This is a genomic window from Hoyosella altamirensis (assembly GCF_014191505.1).
GTDB lineage: Bacteria > Actinomycetota > Actinomycetes > Mycobacteriales > Mycobacteriaceae > Hoyosella > Hoyosella altamirensis.
Genome location: NZ_JACHWS010000003.1, coordinates 436,523 through 451,895 on the forward strand (window position 1 = coordinate 436,523; position 15,373 = coordinate 451,895).

The following is a 15,373-nucleotide window of genomic DNA, read 5'->3' on the forward strand; positions in this document are numbered from 1 at the left end:
TTCGGTATCGAAAAGCCGCACGTGCGGAAACTGCAGACTACCAATCGCCTCAGCCCTCATCTATCAAAACCCAAGGTCAGCACTACAGCTGTCCAGAACCCCAAACCCCCATGAATTCGTCTCCCTATGCAATCTCCACAGTTCTCAACCATCTATTTACACGTAAAGCTTGACGCAGTTTAATAGTGCTTGCTAGCGTTCTAATGCCGTAGTGGCAAACTGGATCACGACAGCAAAAGGGGATTCAACAATGACAAGAACCTTCACGCGAGTCGCAGTGACCGCACTCGTTGCCGCAGGGGGGCTCGCCTTTACCGCCCCGGCAGCATCCGCCCACCCGGGGCCGACGCACACTTACTATTTCAATGGATCCGGATCCCTCCCGTTCTGTGAAGCAGGACGACATATTCACCTACAGGGAGGGCACCCTATTTCCGTGTGCCGGTGGAGCAGCACAACCCAGCGGTGGTACTTTCACCACTACGGATAGGCGGAACGGCGTTGCAAGCCCGGTGCAACGCGAATTAAGCCCCGACCACAGAGCCTAGGCTCAAACGCTGGTCAAATACTGGCGCAGGAGCACATGCCACATTGCAAGCAAAACGCGCCTGCACCAGTATTCGGCAATCGCAATGGTCCCGCGAGTGAAGCACTCGTATCTCGGGCCATTCGGTTCGGTCGTTCCCACTATCGCTATCGTAAATATCATGGCAGTGATAGTCCACGCGACCAGCACAATGACACTTGCGAGGAAGTAGCAAGTGCAGAATTGAGTGACGGGAGACCTCAAGGGCGCTGGACTGAGCGGTTAGCCCATAGCTCAGTGGTTACCCGTGGCAGGAATGGCGTGGACCACCTATCAGGCCGGACATGCGATCCTCGCAGAGTCAAAATAGTTGGACATTTGAGTGGCGTTCAGCAGGGCCGGGCGCACTCCGGGAAAGTTCGATCGCGGACTTTTGCTTCGAGTGAGCAAGTGAAGAACGACTTCAGCGCGATATGTAGATGTCTTTTCGGCGGCACCCCGCTCAATTACAGAGCTCAATTACAGAATTTCTCGGAGCTACCTATAGCTGGCAACAGCCGCTACCGCATTGGTAACCAGAGTGTAGTTTACAACTGCGTCGCTATTCCGACAAACCTGCATTGCAGTTCGTCAGCAGTCGTGCCACATTGTCTTTTTTAGTGACCAAGTCCGCAGGGGACATGGCGACGCGGCTGATCGAGTGCAGAATCGAAATCGAATCTGTTCACCGCCATCGTCGGGATTGCTGCTCTGCACTGCAGAGCAGTGCAGTACTCTCACTGGCGTGAAGATTCGAGGTCCATTCTCCGCCGACCGACCTAAACGGCGTGACGTAGCGTTCAGGCAGGGTTTGCTGCATGTAGCAGCCATTCTCACGCTATTGCTGACTGTCGCATGTTCCGATCCACTACAGCCTGAGACAGACGAGACGGTCGATGCCCCTGCTGAGTTCACCGTGCCTGTACCCGGGCTCGAAATCAGTCTTGTTGAGCCCGGCGCCGAACCACGCCAGACACTTGCCCCGGACCTTTCCGAGGGGGATTCCCATTCGACCGTGGTGACCGTTCGCTCCGAACTGTTTCAGCAACTCGGTGACGACCCTGAGAGCGACTTCGGTCTCCCACCGGTCACCCTCCCGCTCGACACCGAGGTCGAAGCGGCAGATGGGAGTGAATTGTCAGTCGCGCTGACCCTGGGCCGCCCGGAGAGCCCTGACAGGGTCGTCAACGCCGCGCTTGCTGCCGCTGAAGGCAGTCGTGCCGGCATGACAATCCGCGCTGACGGCTCCGTGTCCGAACTGCGAATCTCCCCCAGCCCGGAGTCCGATGACATCGCGCGCAGCGCCGTCGAACAGGCCCTCTTCCAGGCCGTGTACGGAATGATCGCATTCCCTCAAGAACCTGTAGGCGAGGGGGCAAAGTGGACGATCGACCAGCCGATCGAGAGCCAGATGGAAATCGTCCAACGGACAACGGTGACGGTGCGAGAAATGTCCGGCACCACCCTTCTGCTCGATCTCGCTGTCGAGCAGCGCCCGCGCCTTCCGTACCTCGACGTACCTGGTGAGGGACGCGTCGCGGTGGACGAATTCACAGGCGAAGGGACCGGGTCACTCACGGTGGACCTGGAACGCCCGCTCCCTATCGAAGGCGGCTTTGAGATGTACGGCACGCAGCAGTACTCCGATCCGGACACCGGCTACGTGGTGCGTCAGCGCACGTCGATGGCGACCGAATGGGACAGTCCGTAGCTAAGACACCATCGCTCAAACGACAGCACGCCGGGAGGTGAGAACCTTCCGGCGTGCTGTGATCGAGGATGATCTACGGGCAGAGTTCCGTCTCGAGACCAAACGAGATTGCGAAGCTGCACGCATCCTCGCGGGACAGCTTCCACTGGCCGTCTTCAGCCACAAACATCAGCGGACCAGTATTTGGGGTCTGATCAGGGGATATCTGCAGTGTGAGCCCCACACTCACCTCACACTCGCTCAACGGGAAGACCGCGCCTGGCGTGTCCGGGATCTCATATTGGATGTCCGGATTCTGTGCGGCCTGCTCGGCGAGCTGTGCCCATAGTTCTGGATCGTCGCCGCCACCTTCGATGAGGCTGGCTTTCTCCTCAGTGGGAAGCGACGGATCGAGTGCATCGTCAAGAATGGCTGTTAGCTCCTCGACGGTGGGCGTATCACCAGCCGGGACCTCACACTCAGCGGTCGGCGCCGCGGTGGTGCCGGCACCATCGTCCATTGCCTCACCGTTTTCGTCCGAACCACAGGCAGACAGAGCCAGTGCGGGCGCGGCAACGCCCGCGATGATCATGTTCCGAAGTTTCAACGATACGTCCTTTGCTTGTCATCACACCGATGTGAACGACTGATGCCACACCGGCACAGGCAGCCTCTGCCCACAGATAGTACGACCCCGCCGGCCTTCAGTGGCGCATACTCCCCGCATCCACAATTACTTCTTAAATTCGTGTGCGGCGACACACCCTATGCGACCTGTACGTCCGCGTAAACGCCGCCGCCCAGATCATGTACAGGAGTGGAGTCACCTGATGAGTCGACCGAGAAGTCGACCGCCAGAATCTCGCGTGCCATGAGGCCTGCATGCCGTTGCGCCCACTCGAGCTTGTCAGCAGACACACGCAGCTGCACGCGGATGCGGTCCGAAACGTCGAGACCGAGCGTGCGGCGCAATTCCTGCAGCTCCCGGATTCGGTCTTTCGCCCAGCCTTCCGCCTCGAGTTCATCGGTGATCGTCAGGTCAAGCACGACCACGCCAGCGCCGCCGGGCAGCGCAGAGGTAGATTCAGGCTCGGCGGCTACCAGTCGCTGCGTGAACTCTTCCGGCTGCAATACGATTCCTGCGGCGGTCACCGTCCCGTCATCATTGGCGGTCCAGTCCCCTGATTTGACCGCCCGGATCGCGGTCTGCACGTCCTTGCCGAGCCGGGGCCCGGCGGCGCGCGCGTTGACAGCGAGCTCAAACCGGCCATGTACGTCGACGTCAGTTGTGAGATCTATATGCTTCACGTTCACCTCATCAGCGATGATGTCAGTGAATGGCTTCAGCCGATCCGCGTCGGACGCCGCTATGGTCAACGATGCGAGCGGCAGGCGGACACGCAGTTTCTGCGCCTTCCGCAGGCTGAGGACCGTTGAGCACACTGATCGTGCTTCATCCATAGCCGCCACCAGTTCGGGATCAGCGGGGATGGCGTCCGCCGTAGGCCAATCGGTGAAATGTACCGACTGGCCGCCGGTGAGCCCACGCCAGATGACCTCTGTCATGAGCGGGAGCAGCGGCGCAGCAAGGCGGCACGTCACTTCGAGCACAGTGTGCAGCGTGTCGAATGCATCTGCCTGTGTGTCCTGCCCTTCCCAGAAGCGACTGCGGGACCGTCGCACATACCAGTTCGTCAGCGCATCGCTGAACTGGCGCAACGTGTCACAGGCTGTTGCGATGTCGTTGTTCTCCAGTGATTCAGTAATGACATCACGCGATTCACGCAGTTTCGCCAGGATGTATCGGTCCAGAACGTGCCGGGAATCAGTACGCCAGGTGCCTTGCCGGTCTGCGTAGAGCCGCAAGAAGCTCCACGCGTTCCACATCGGGAGCAGCGCTTGGCGCACGCCTTCCCTGATGCCTTGCTCAGTAACGATGAGGTTGCCGCCGCGCAGCACCGGTGACGCCATGAGGAACCAGCGCATGGCATCTGAGCCGTCCCGCTCGAACACCTCGTTGACGTCTGGATAGTTGCCCTTCGATTTGCTCATCTTCAGGCCGTCGTCACCGAGAACAATTCCGTGCGCGATGACGGTGCGGAACGACGGGCAATCAAACAGCGCCGTCGCGAGGACATGCAGGGTGTAGAACCAGCCGCGCGTCTGACCGTTGTATTCGACGATGAAGTCACCGGGGTAATGGCTGTCGAACCACTCCCGATTCTCGAATGGGTAGTGCACCTGCGCGAACGGCATCGACCCGGACTCGAACCAGCAGTCCAGGACCTCAGGGACACGGCGCATCACCGATTTACCCGTGGGGTCGTCGGGGTTCGGCCGTGTGAGGTCGTCGATGTAGGGCCTGTGCAAGTCTTCCGGGCGCACTCCGAAGTCACGCTCAAGTTCATCTAGTGAGCCGTAGACGTCGATTCGCGGATAGGCGGGGTCGTCCGACTTCCACACCGGGATGGGGCTGCCCCAGTAGCGGTTACGGCTGATCGACCAGTCCCGTGCGCCCTCCAGCCATTTTCCGAACTGACCATCGCGTATGTGTTCCGGCACCCAGTTGATCTGCTTGTTCAACTCGACCATGCGGTCGCGGAACGCCGTCACCTCAACGAACCATGACGACACAGCGCGCTGGATCAGCGGGTTGTTGCAGCGCCAGCAGTGCGGGTACGGGTGGTCGTAGGTTTCGTGTCGCAGGAGCACACCGGCCTGCTTGAGGTCAGCGATGATCGCCTTGTTGGCGTCGAAAACCTGCTGACCGGCGTACGGCGGAACTTCCGAAGTGAACTCGCCACGGGAGTCCACAGGTACCACTGCCTCGATACCGGCCGCATCGGTGACAACCTTGTCATCCTCACCGAATGCGGGGGCGATGTGAACGATGCCTGTTCCGTCGCCGGTGGTCACGTAATCCGCGGCCAGGATCTGGTGCGCGTTTTCGCGCCCCTCGAAGAAATCGAAGACCGGGGTGTACTGCATGCCGACGAGGTCCGCACCGCTGTAACGTGCGAGGACTTCCGGCTCTTTGCCGAGTTCGCGGGCATAGTGGCCCAGGCGAGCTTCAGCAAGCAGGAACTTCTGGCCGTTCTCCGCCAGCACCTGGACGTACTCAACCTCAGGATGAATCGCCATCGCAAGGTTCGACGGCAGGGTCCACGGGGTTGTCGTCCAGACCAGTGCTTGAGTTCCTTCGAGTTGACCTTTGAGACGCATGCCTACGGTGACGGCGGGATCCTGCCGCATCCGATAGACATCGTCCATTTTGGTTTCCGTCGCTGAGAGCGGCGTTTCACAGCGCCAGCAGTACCAGAGAACCCGGAAGCCCTCGTAGACAAGCCCCTTGTCCCAGAGCGTCTTAAACGCCCACAGCACCGACTCCATATAGTCGGTGTCGAGTGTCTTGTAGTCATTGTCGAAGTCGACCCACCGGGCCTGGCGGGTTACGTACTCCTGCCACTCGTGTGTGTAGCGGAGAACCGAGCTACGGCACGCGTCATTGAACTCGGCGACACCCATCGTTTCGATTTCCGACTTGTGGTTGATGCCGAGTTGCTTCTCGGCCTCCACTTCGGCCGGCAAACCGTGGCAATCCCAGCCGAAGCGGCGCTCGACCTTCTTGCCCCGCATGGTCTGAAACCTAGGTACGAGATCCTTCACGTACCCCGTGAGCAAGTGACCGTAGTGCGGCAGCCCGTTGGCAAACGGTGGGCCATCGTAGAAAACAAACTCAGGTGCGTCAGCACGCCGTGTGATGCTCTCACGGAAGGTGCCCTCAGCGTCCCACTGCTTCAGTACAGCTTTTTCCAAGTCGGGAAAACGTGGCGAAGGCTCATCTGCCCCGGGAAAGCTGACGAGCGGATACTTGCCTGTGGTAGCGGTGCCTGACACCTGGTACTCCTCGTGCTGCGGATTGTCGCCTGCTGCACGGGGACGATGAAGTAATTCTCACCGCGGTACCACCCCGCTTGCGATCCACGAGGAACCGCCGCTCATCTCTAGGCTGTGACGGGCCTGCCCGTTCGGTTCTACTGGGCACTCCGTAGCGTGCTGTTCTTCCGAAGGCTCCCCGGTGATGGCCGGATCAACGCTGCTTGTTTGCGATGATACGGCACGCGCACCGCTGCGGGCTAACGAGTTCCGGACGCATCCTCGTCTTCCACTGACCCCCTGGCTGGCCGCACCGCGTCGAAGATGAGGCCTGCAATACCGGCCACGCAAATTCCGATGCATATCCACGCCCAAAGGAGGTTTCCGGTGAGGAGCGCTGCGACCAAGAAAGCAAAACCCACGATTGTCGCGACCAGGGCGGCAGCAAGCATGCTGCCAGGGTAACGCCGCAACGTTCAAACTGGCGTACCTATCGGGTCGCCGCGCTCCATTTCGGCAGCTGTGGCGCTGGTCTCACACAGACACACTGATGGCACCGGCGCACGAGAAAGCAGATCCGTCATGACTCAGACACTGAACCAGGCAGCACCCACTTTCAGTTTCACCAGCCCCACCCGCGACGAGGCACCAGTCGCGTTCCTCTCGTGGCCTGATAGCGCCCCGCTCCTGGCAGATCTCGTTGCCACGTTCGCGGACCTTGGACTGCGGGTCGCCTCGCACGAATCTGTAGGCGGAGGGCATCGATTTACTTTTTGTCCCCCTGATTTCGCGTGGAAGGAGGGCACCGCGGCCATGCTGTCGGCCGCCCTCATTGCCGCAGCCAATGACGAGTTCGAGATCGACCTTTACGCACGGCTGATCTGCACAGCTCATATCGACTGGCAATCTGTTGCGCTGGTCCGTGCAGCCTGCCGGTATCTGCGCCAGGCGGGACTCAAACTAGCCGAGAAGAATACGGTCGAGATCCTTGTGCGGCATCCGGATTTCGTGCGCTCCTGGATCGGCTTGTTCCATGCCCGCTTCGAGCCTGAGTCCGGACGCGACGCACGAGTGCTCAGCGAGATTGTCACCGCGAGCATCGCGACGACCTCAACCCTGGACGAGGATCGACTGCTTCGCGCATTGCATTCATTCCTGGATGCGACGTTGCGGACAAACTGGTTCCAAGTACCCCAGCCGCAAACACTCGCTTTTAAGGTCGACCCGTCCCTGCTGACGGTAAAGACAGCGGTGACACCGTTCCGGGAGGTCTTCGTTCACGGGCCACGAGTCGAAGGCAGCCATGTGCGCGGTGGCCTGATCGCACGCGGTGGGTTGCGCTGGTCGGATCGCAAAGATGACTTCCGCACCGAGGTTCTTGGCCTGCTCAAAACCCAGGTTGTGAAGAACTCACTCATCGTTCCGAACGGCGCGAAAGGTGCATTCGTCGTGCGGGGCGAGACGACACCGCCCGGGGTGCGTGCGGCCTACAGCGATTTCATTGGCGCGCTGCTCGACGTTACCGACAACATCATCGACCAGAAAGTCGTTCCGCCAGCGAACACGAGAACCTACGACGGGCCCGACCCGTATCTCGTGGTGGCGGCGGACAAGGGCACTGCCACGTTCTCCGACTTGGCGAATAGCATCGCGACCTCACGTGGCTTCTGGCTGGGTGACGCGTTCGCTTCGGGCGGCTCTGTGGGGTACGACCACAAGGCCATGGGCATCACGGCCCGCGGAGCGTGGTGCTCGGTCCGGCGCCATCTCGCTGAACTCGGACTCGACGTCGACACCGATCCCTTCACTGTGGCCGGCATCGGTGACATGTCCGGTGATGTTTTCGGAAACGGAATGCTGCTCTCGCGGCAAATCAGGTTGATCGGAGCCTTCGATCACCGGCACATCTTCCTTGATCCGAATCCTGACCCCGAGGCATCGTTCGAGGAGCGTCAGCGGCTTGCGACTCTCCCCCGCAGTAGCTGGGACGATTACCGCCGCTCCGCTATCTCCGACGGCGGAGGCGTGTGGTCGCGTTCAGCGAAAACGATCCGGCTCACCCCAGAAGTACGGTCGCGGCTGGGCGTGACGGCCCAGCAGCTCTCCCCCGACGAGTTGATCAAGGCACTCCTCACAGCGCATGTCGACGTGCTGTGGAATGGCGGTATCGGCACCTACGTCAAGGCAAGCGCAGAGGGGCACAGCGTCGCAGCTGACCCCGTCAACGACAGCGTCCGCGTCGACGCGGATGAACTTGCTTGCCGCGCCGTCGGTGAAGGCGGAAACCTCGGCTTCACGCAGCGCGGACGAGTCGAATACGCGCTGCGCGGCGGAAGGATCAACGCCGACTTCATTGACAACGCGGCGGGCGTCGCGACATCGGACCGCGAAGTCAACATCAAGATTGCGCTCGACGCGGTCGTAGCGGCGGGGTCGATGACTACCGTTGAAAGGAACAGTTTGCTAGCGGCCGCTGCCGACGACGTCGCGGCCGCCGTTCTGGCGGACTCCGATAGGCAGACACTCGCCCTCAGCCTGGCGGAAGCACATTCACGGTTCCTGGTCAGCAGACACGAACGACTGATCGAGAACCTCGAAGTATCAGCGGGGATCACCCGGGATGGCGAGGGTCTGCCGTCCGACGCGGAACTCCGGGCACGGCACGTGGCGGGTACAGGACTAGTACGGCCAGAGATCGCGGTTCTCCTCGCGCAATCAAAAAACCTCGTGCGCCAGGAGCTCGCGGACTCGTCCGCCCTCGACAATCCCATATTCACGCACACGGTCACTGACTACTTCCCGCCGCTGATACGTAAGGCAGCGGCCGGATACCTGCACACTCATCAGCTGGCTCGCGAGATCAAGTCAGTTGTGGTCGCGGGTGAGATCATCAACCGGGTCGGTCCTGGCCTCGTGCGCCGCCTCGAGGAACAGTTCGGTGCGACAACTCCCCAGATCGCAGTGGCCTATTGGGTGGTCCGGGACGTCTACAGCATCGATTCTGTGTGGCAAAGTCTGGATACGCTCGACATGGCGCCGCACACGCGCATGACGCTTCTCACCAGCGTTCAGGAACTGATCGAAACCGCTACGGCGTGGTTGTTGCAGCACGCACCGAATATGCCGGCGCGTGATCTGATCACTCAGTACAAGCCTCACATAGAAGCGCTGAAAGCAGAGTTGCCTCAGCTTCGTGGACTCTTGGACCCAGACCTGGCGACGCTGCGTTTGCTCGCACATGGCTTCGCATTGTCGGACACAGCACGTGCTACGGGCCGCCCGATTGGTGCTGTCGCGCAAACTTACACCGAAGTGGGACGGGCTGTCGGGCTCGACTGGCTGGCGCAGGACGTCGCACAGAACACGCCCGCTGAGGCCGACCATTGGGATGCGCTCGCGAATACCATTCTAGTTGCCGAACTGAATCACCAATGGCACCAGCTTGTTCGGCGGTTACTACTGACGTCCTCAGACCTCGAGGCACCTGCGCACGACCTTGTGACCCGGTGGATCGCACAGACACCACAGACCGGACGCGTGAGCACGCTCATCGGCGAACTGAAAGCGAGCGGCCACGTGACCCCAGCACGATTGTGCGTGGTCACCGCGGCGTTCAAGGCGTTCGGGGCATGTGCGGCATTCCACTAATCATGACTGCTGGACGATCAGCCCGAGCAGGAGTTCCGCGCGAACCCTTGCCACACTCAGATCGCAGTTCAGTATCGCCTCGGCACGCGCGATACGGTTGCGCAATGTGTGCCGATGGACGCCCAGCACCGCGGCCGCGGATTCCCAATGACCGTTCGCTTCGAGGAATGCCCGCAGCGATGGCAGCAGTTCGGTGCTGTTCTGTTTGTCGTACTCGGCAAGCGGAGTGATGAGAGTGTCCGCGAGCGCGGAGAGGACCTGACGGGCCTCAGGGAACGCGAGAAGCGCGTAACCTGTAAGGCGCGCGAACTCCAGCGGCGCGCCGCCGTATTCGGCGGCTGAAGCCGCGAGCGCTGCATTCCCGGCTGCGCCTCGGATCTGGTCGACGGGGAGCGCGGAACTCAGCCCTGCACGAACTGATTTGAGTTCATCCGACCGCAGTCCTTTGAGGAGGGAATGCGCGAACGCAGCGTCGTCTGAACCGTTCAGCAGCACTGTCAGCTCATCGTTGTGCCGGTAGGTGAAGGACGGCCGGCCTGCGTCGTGTAGTTGTTCCTCGGCGGCCCGCGTTGCCCGTTCGAGGACATCTGGATCTCCCGAAACGAGGGTGAGGACCCGGATAAGGCCACGGTCGTCGGCTGCGGTGCGGACCTGAGCCCAAGCAGCGGACTTGTCGGTCGCGTCGGCTAGCACCTGTCCGAGCGCTGCGCTGTTCAGTTTGTTTTGTGTGGCGCGCAGGCGGACTGGCTTCTCGAAATCCAGCGCCAAGAGCGAGTTGGCGTGGCCGAGAAGCAGCTGTTCAGCGCTGCCCAGCGGCGCTGGACTGACCACTGCCAGGTAGCCGTGAATCACCTGGCCTACCGCGATGGTCTGTACTGCTACAGACGAACCGTTAGGGAGCACCGACACGCGGCTGGTAGCTGTACCGGCGTCGATCAGCGCTCTCACCTGTTCCACCGCGCCACGATCGACCGGTGCCGGCTGCGTGTCAGTCACCCGGCCGGCCTTATCCACGAGAAGTACCGTCGCCCGGATCGCCGAACCTAGTTCCCGGAGTGTCGCCGTCGTCCCGCCCTGGATGACAGCGCGCGTCATTCGTGGCTGCGCGCGGGATGCACGGAGGACCGCTTCGTATTGCTGCTCGGCGAGCCGTGTCATCACCTTTTTGTGGATCGCGGCGAAGGGCGTCGGAAGGGGCACTTCGAGCAGCGGAAGTCCCGCTTCATTCGCGGCGTCGATCAGATCTGCGGGGACAGTGGGGTGCGATAGCCCTGTGCCGAAACCCAATGCCGCAACGTCACATTCAACGAGCCTACGAATGTAGTGAGCCCGGTCGGCAGTGCTCAGTGGCATGGTTATCCCCGTTGTGAGGATGAGTTCCCCGCCCGACAGCCAGCGGAATGGATCTTCGAGTTCGGTTGTCAGCACGAGGGTGATCGTCCTTGTCAGGCCGGCTCCCCCGCCTTTGAGCTCAAGCGAAAGATCTGGCTGCGCTAGCACCCATTTCACTGGGACGCCCATCGCTCCTCCTCACTCAGCTAGCGACACCACACATCCCAGCCGCGACGGATGTACAACCTGTCAATCACGGCCAGCACGATTGCACCATTTTGTCAGGGTACGCGCACCTGTGAAGGGGACCACACTGGGGTTCAGCGCATGAGTTCTCACTACTAGACAGCAAGGACCACCACAGATGACAACTCCTTCGTTCCGGTTGCCGCAGAAGCGCGCCCTGGTCACCGAGCTCCCCGGCCCGAAGTCCACGGCACTGACAGCGCGCCGACAGGCTTCGGTAGCCGCGGGTGTGGGCTCAGCGGTGCCTGTTTACACCGCTGATGCCGACGGTGGCATCATCGTCGACGTCGACGGCAACTCTCTGATCGACCTCGGCTCAGGCATCGCAGTGACCAGCGTCGGCGCGTCCGACCCTCATGTTGTTGAAGCAGTGCGCGAGCAAGCAGGGCACTTCACGCACACCTGCTTTATGGTGACTCCGTACGAAGGGTATGTGCAGGTAGCCGAGGAGCTTGCCGCCATGACACCCGGAGAACACGAAAAGCGCACAGTGCTGTTCAATTCGGGGGCTGAGGCTGTCGAGAATGCCGTTAAGGTCGCTCGGCTTGCTACCGGCAAGAACGCCGTCGTCGCGTTCGACCACGCCTATCACGGACGCACCAACCTCACGATGGCGCTCACCGCCAAGTCGCTCCCTTACAAGAAGCACATGGGTCCGTTCGCGCCGGACATTTACCGCATGCCCGGCTCGTATCCCTATCGCGACGGTCTTGACGGGGCGGCTGCCGCACGGCGCGCAATCAGCCAGATCGAAGTTCAGATCGGCGCGGACGAACTCGCCGCGATCATCATCGAGCCAATTCAGGGTGAAGGCGGCTTCATCGTTCCCGCAAAAGGCTTCCTTCCGACCCTCGTCGACTGGGCCAAGTCGAACAATGTGGTCTTCATAGCTGACGAAGTGCAAACCGGTTTTGCGCGGACTGGACAGTGGTTCGCGAGCAACGATGAAGAGACTGTCCCTGACATCATCACCATGGCGAAAGGGATCGCGGGCGGATTACCGCTGTCCGCGATCACCGGCCGCGCCGACCTGCTCGACGCAGTCCATCCAGGTGGCCTGGGCGGCACATACGGCGGCAACCCCATCGCTTGCGCGGGTGCGCTCGGAGCGATACACGCGATGCGCGCGTACGATCTTCCAGCCAGAGCGCGAGCCATCGGTGACATCGCTTTTACCCGCCTGCGTGCCCTGCAGGAAGAGATCCCCGCCGTTGGTGACGTCCGTGGACGTGGCGCGATGATCGCAGTCGAGTTCGTGAAGCCGGGAACGAACGATCCGGATCCCGCTCTCGCGAAAGCCGTCGCTGCGAAGGCGCTCAGCGAGGGCGTCATTCTCCTCACCTGCGGCTCCTACGGCAACGTCGTCCGGCTACTCCCCCCTCTCGTCATCAGCGACGACCTGCTGAGCGAGGGTCTTGATGTCCTCGAATCAGCTGTCCGCTCCCTCACCTGAAGGACAATTCATGCTCAACACAACTCGACTGCTCGCATCCGTGCCTAGCGGACTGTGGATCGATGGGGCCTCGACCGAACCTGTCGATGGAGGCAGCTTTCCAGTCCACAACCCGGCCACCGGTGAGGTACTCACCGAGGTCTCCGACGCCTCACCGAAAGATGCTCTCCGCGCGCTCGATTCCGCCTGCGCGGTGCAAGCAGAATGGGCGGCCACCGCACCGCGCACCCGGTCCGCCATTTTGCGGCGAGCCTGGGAACTTCTCATCGAACGCACCGAAGACTTCGCCATGCTCATGACTCTCGAGATGGGCAAAGCCCTATCCGAAAGTCGTGGCGAACTTAACTACGGCGCAGAGTTTCTGCGGTGGTTCAGTGAAGAAGCAGTACGAATTCAGGGCCGCTACACCGAGGCGCCGAATGGCAACGGCCGGATCCTGGTTACGAAAGAGCCGGTCGGCCCCTGTCTTGCGATCACGCCGTGGAACTTCCCGCTGGCTATGGGTACCCGAAAGATCGGCCCTGCGCTCGCCGCAGGCTGCACGATGATCGTGAAACCGTCCGCGGACACTCCCTTGACGATGCTTTTGCTCGCGCAGGTGTTCGCCGACGCGGGGCTGCCCGCCGGTGTGCTATCGGTACTGCCGTCGTCACATTCATCGGCGCTGAGCGACCAGCTGATCAGTGACGCCCGCCTGCGTAAAGTCACTTTTACCGGCTCAACACGCGTCGGCAGTGTCCTGATCAGCGAGTCCGCACCGAACGTCCAGCGAACATCGATGGAACTCGGTGGCAACGCTCCATTCATCGTGTTTGATGACGCTGATCTTGACGCAGCAGTCGAGGGTGCGATGGCTGCGAAAATGCGCAACGGCGGAGAGGCATGTACGGCAGCGAATCGGTTGTTCGTACACAACAGCATTCGCGCTGAATTCACCGCCCGCCTCACTGCCCGAATTGCTGCGCTGAAGGTCGGCCCCGGCTACGAGCCGGATATAAACGTCGGCCCGCTGATCAATGGGCGGCAGCGCGATTCGGTTGCGGAACTCGTGGCTGACGCAGTCGCAGCCGGGGCGACAGTACTCACCGGTGGCAGGCCGCTCGATGGGCCTGGCTTCTTTTACGCGCCAACAGTTCTCACGGATGTTCCCAGTTCGGCACGCATCGCTCACGAGGAAATCTTCGGCCCCGTTGCGCCGATCTTTGGCTTCGACACTGAAGAGGAAGCAATCGCACTCGCCAATAACACTGAGTTCGGGCTAGCGGCCTACTTCTACACGAAGGACATCGACCGGGTGTTCCGAGTCTCCCGTGCGCTCGAAGCCGGGATGGTGGGCGTCAACCGCGGCGTGATCTCTGACCCAGCCGCACCATTCGGTGGAGTCAAAGCGTCTGGTCTCGGCAGCGAAGGCGGTACTGAAGGGATCGAGGAGTACCTGAACACCAAGTACGTGGCGTTTACGTAGATCCGGTGTGTGACCCGAAACGCGTGTGATCTGCGCCCCTGTGCCCGGAATCCGGGGACGCAGATCACTAGCCTGAAATGAGGGAAAAGCCGACGAAGTTGTCGGCGTGAGGTCCTGTTCACTATCCTTTGCTGCCACTGTCGGCCGCCCGCCCGCACCGTGCCCGATCGCGCATCGGACAGCTGACGAATCGCTCCGCGCATCGCGCATCGTGCTTGCACCATCCCCGCGTTGTGAGGAGCTTCCAGCATGTCATCACCAACTTTGCAGTCACAGGCCGTAGACACGTCAGTCGCCCGATCCTGGCTGCTCCGAGGGCCCGCCAACTACAGCGATATCGTTGCCGCCGAATCCAGCGGCGCTGATGTCGTCGTCCTCGACCTGGAAGACAGCGTCGCCGAAAATGAGAAACATCAAGCGCGAGAGAACGTTTGGCGCTGGCTGGATCAGGGGAAACCGACGTGGGTGCGGATCAACGACGTGTGCACTCCGCATTGGAGTCATGACTTGGACATGCTCTCGTCCGTGAAAGGCGTCGCCGGTGTGATGCTCGCGAAGGCAGAGCATCACGATCAGATAGCTGCGACGGCCGCGCGACTGCCCGCAGGGACACCGATAGTCGCACTCGTCGAAAGCGCGCTTGGCCTCGAAGAAGCCCGCGGCATAGCGAGCGCGAGCGGCGTTCTACGGCTCGCGTTCGGCACTGGCGACTTTCGCAAAGATATCGGTGCCGCAGCTGACCCTGTTTCACTCGCATATGCGCGTTCCCGCCTCGTTGTAGCGAGCCGAGCGGAGCGGATCCACGCGCCAATCGACGGACCGACGCTGACCGACAGTATTGACGAATACCGCGCTGGCATTACGGTCGGTATTGCTGCAGGCATGACTGGAAAACTGTGCCTCTCTTCGCAGCACGCGCGACTCATCAACAATGAGCTCACCCCCTCCGCTGCCGATGTGAGGTGGGCTGAGGCGACCATCGCACGCCTCGGCGTGGACGGCGCACAGGTGAAATACGGCAGCGAAAGGCCGCAACTCGAACGGGCCCGCAAGATCCGGGAACTTGTCGCTGCGTTCTCGCGGTAACCACCGGCTCGT

At 61.3% G+C, this 15,373-nt stretch carries 9 protein-coding genes; 5 read left to right on the forward strand and 4 right to left on the reverse strand.

The genetic code is table 11. From position 1 onward, the window contains the following. Window positions 1-1,310: 1,310 nt before the first annotated feature. On the forward strand, window positions 1,311-2,276 hold the full coding sequence (locus FHU29_RS16140) for a hypothetical protein (protein WP_157094928.1): 966 nt from the start codon (window positions 1,311-1,313) through the stop codon (window positions 2,274-2,276). Window positions 2,277-2,349: 73 nt separating this feature from the next. Here FHU29_RS16140 and FHU29_RS16145 read toward each other — a convergent pair whose 3' ends face one another. From FHU29_RS16145 to FHU29_RS16155, 3 genes are all read right to left on the reverse strand, one after another. Then, complete coding sequence (locus FHU29_RS16145; protein WP_083962157.1) at window positions 2,350-2,847, reverse strand: WKL family lipoprotein; 498 nt, start codon at window positions 2,845-2,847, stop codon at window positions 2,350-2,352. Between the two features lie 173 nt (window positions 2,848-3,020). Beyond that, the gene (gene ileS / locus FHU29_RS16150) at window positions 3,021-6,152 is read right to left on the reverse strand and encodes an isoleucine--tRNA ligase (protein ID WP_064439153.1); all 3,132 of its coding nucleotides are present in this window, start codon (window positions 6,150-6,152) and stop codon (window positions 3,021-3,023) included. 239 nt (window positions 6,153-6,391) lie between these two features. Then, complete coding sequence (locus FHU29_RS16155) at window positions 6,392-6,583, reverse strand: hypothetical protein (RefSeq protein WP_064439154.1); 192 nt, start codon at window positions 6,581-6,583, stop codon at window positions 6,392-6,394. A 130-nt stretch (window positions 6,584-6,713) separates the two neighbouring features. Here FHU29_RS16155 and FHU29_RS16160 point away from each other — a divergent pair, with 130 nt between their 5' ends. Then, on the forward strand, window positions 6,714-9,779 hold the full coding sequence (locus FHU29_RS16160; protein WP_064439155.1) for an NAD-glutamate dehydrogenase domain-containing protein: 3,066 nt from the start codon (window positions 6,714-6,716) through the stop codon (window positions 9,777-9,779). On the opposite strand, the gene FHU29_RS16165 is transcribed toward FHU29_RS16160, so the two are convergent. After that, a complete protein-coding gene (locus FHU29_RS16165) occupies window positions 9,780-11,300 on the reverse strand; it encodes a PucR family transcriptional regulator (protein WP_064439156.1) in 1,521 nt (506 codons plus the stop codon). A 175-nt stretch (window positions 11,301-11,475) separates the two neighbouring features. Between FHU29_RS16165 and gabT the strand changes: the two genes are divergently transcribed. The 3 genes from gabT (at window position 11,476) to FHU29_RS16180 (ending at window position 15,361) form a co-directional block, all read left to right on the forward strand. Further along, window positions 11,476-12,810 (forward strand): 4-aminobutyrate--2-oxoglutarate transaminase, encoded by a 1,335-nt coding sequence (gabT, locus tag FHU29_RS16170; RefSeq protein ID WP_064439157.1) that lies wholly within the window; start codon window positions 11,476-11,478, stop codon window positions 12,808-12,810. Window positions 12,811-12,820: 10 nt separating this feature from the next. Further along, window positions 12,821-14,275 carry an NAD-dependent succinate-semialdehyde dehydrogenase gene (locus tag FHU29_RS16175; protein ID WP_064439158.1) on the forward strand — a complete coding sequence of 485 codons (1,455 nt, stop codon included), beginning with the start codon at window positions 12,821-12,823 and terminating at the stop codon, window positions 14,273-14,275. Window positions 14,276-14,524: 249 nt separating this feature from the next. Next, window positions 14,525-15,361, forward strand: coding sequence for an HpcH/HpaI aldolase/citrate lyase family protein (locus FHU29_RS16180; RefSeq protein ID WP_064439159.1), 837 nt, complete (start codon window positions 14,525-14,527; stop codon window positions 15,359-15,361). Window positions 15,362-15,373: the final 12 nt, after the last annotated feature.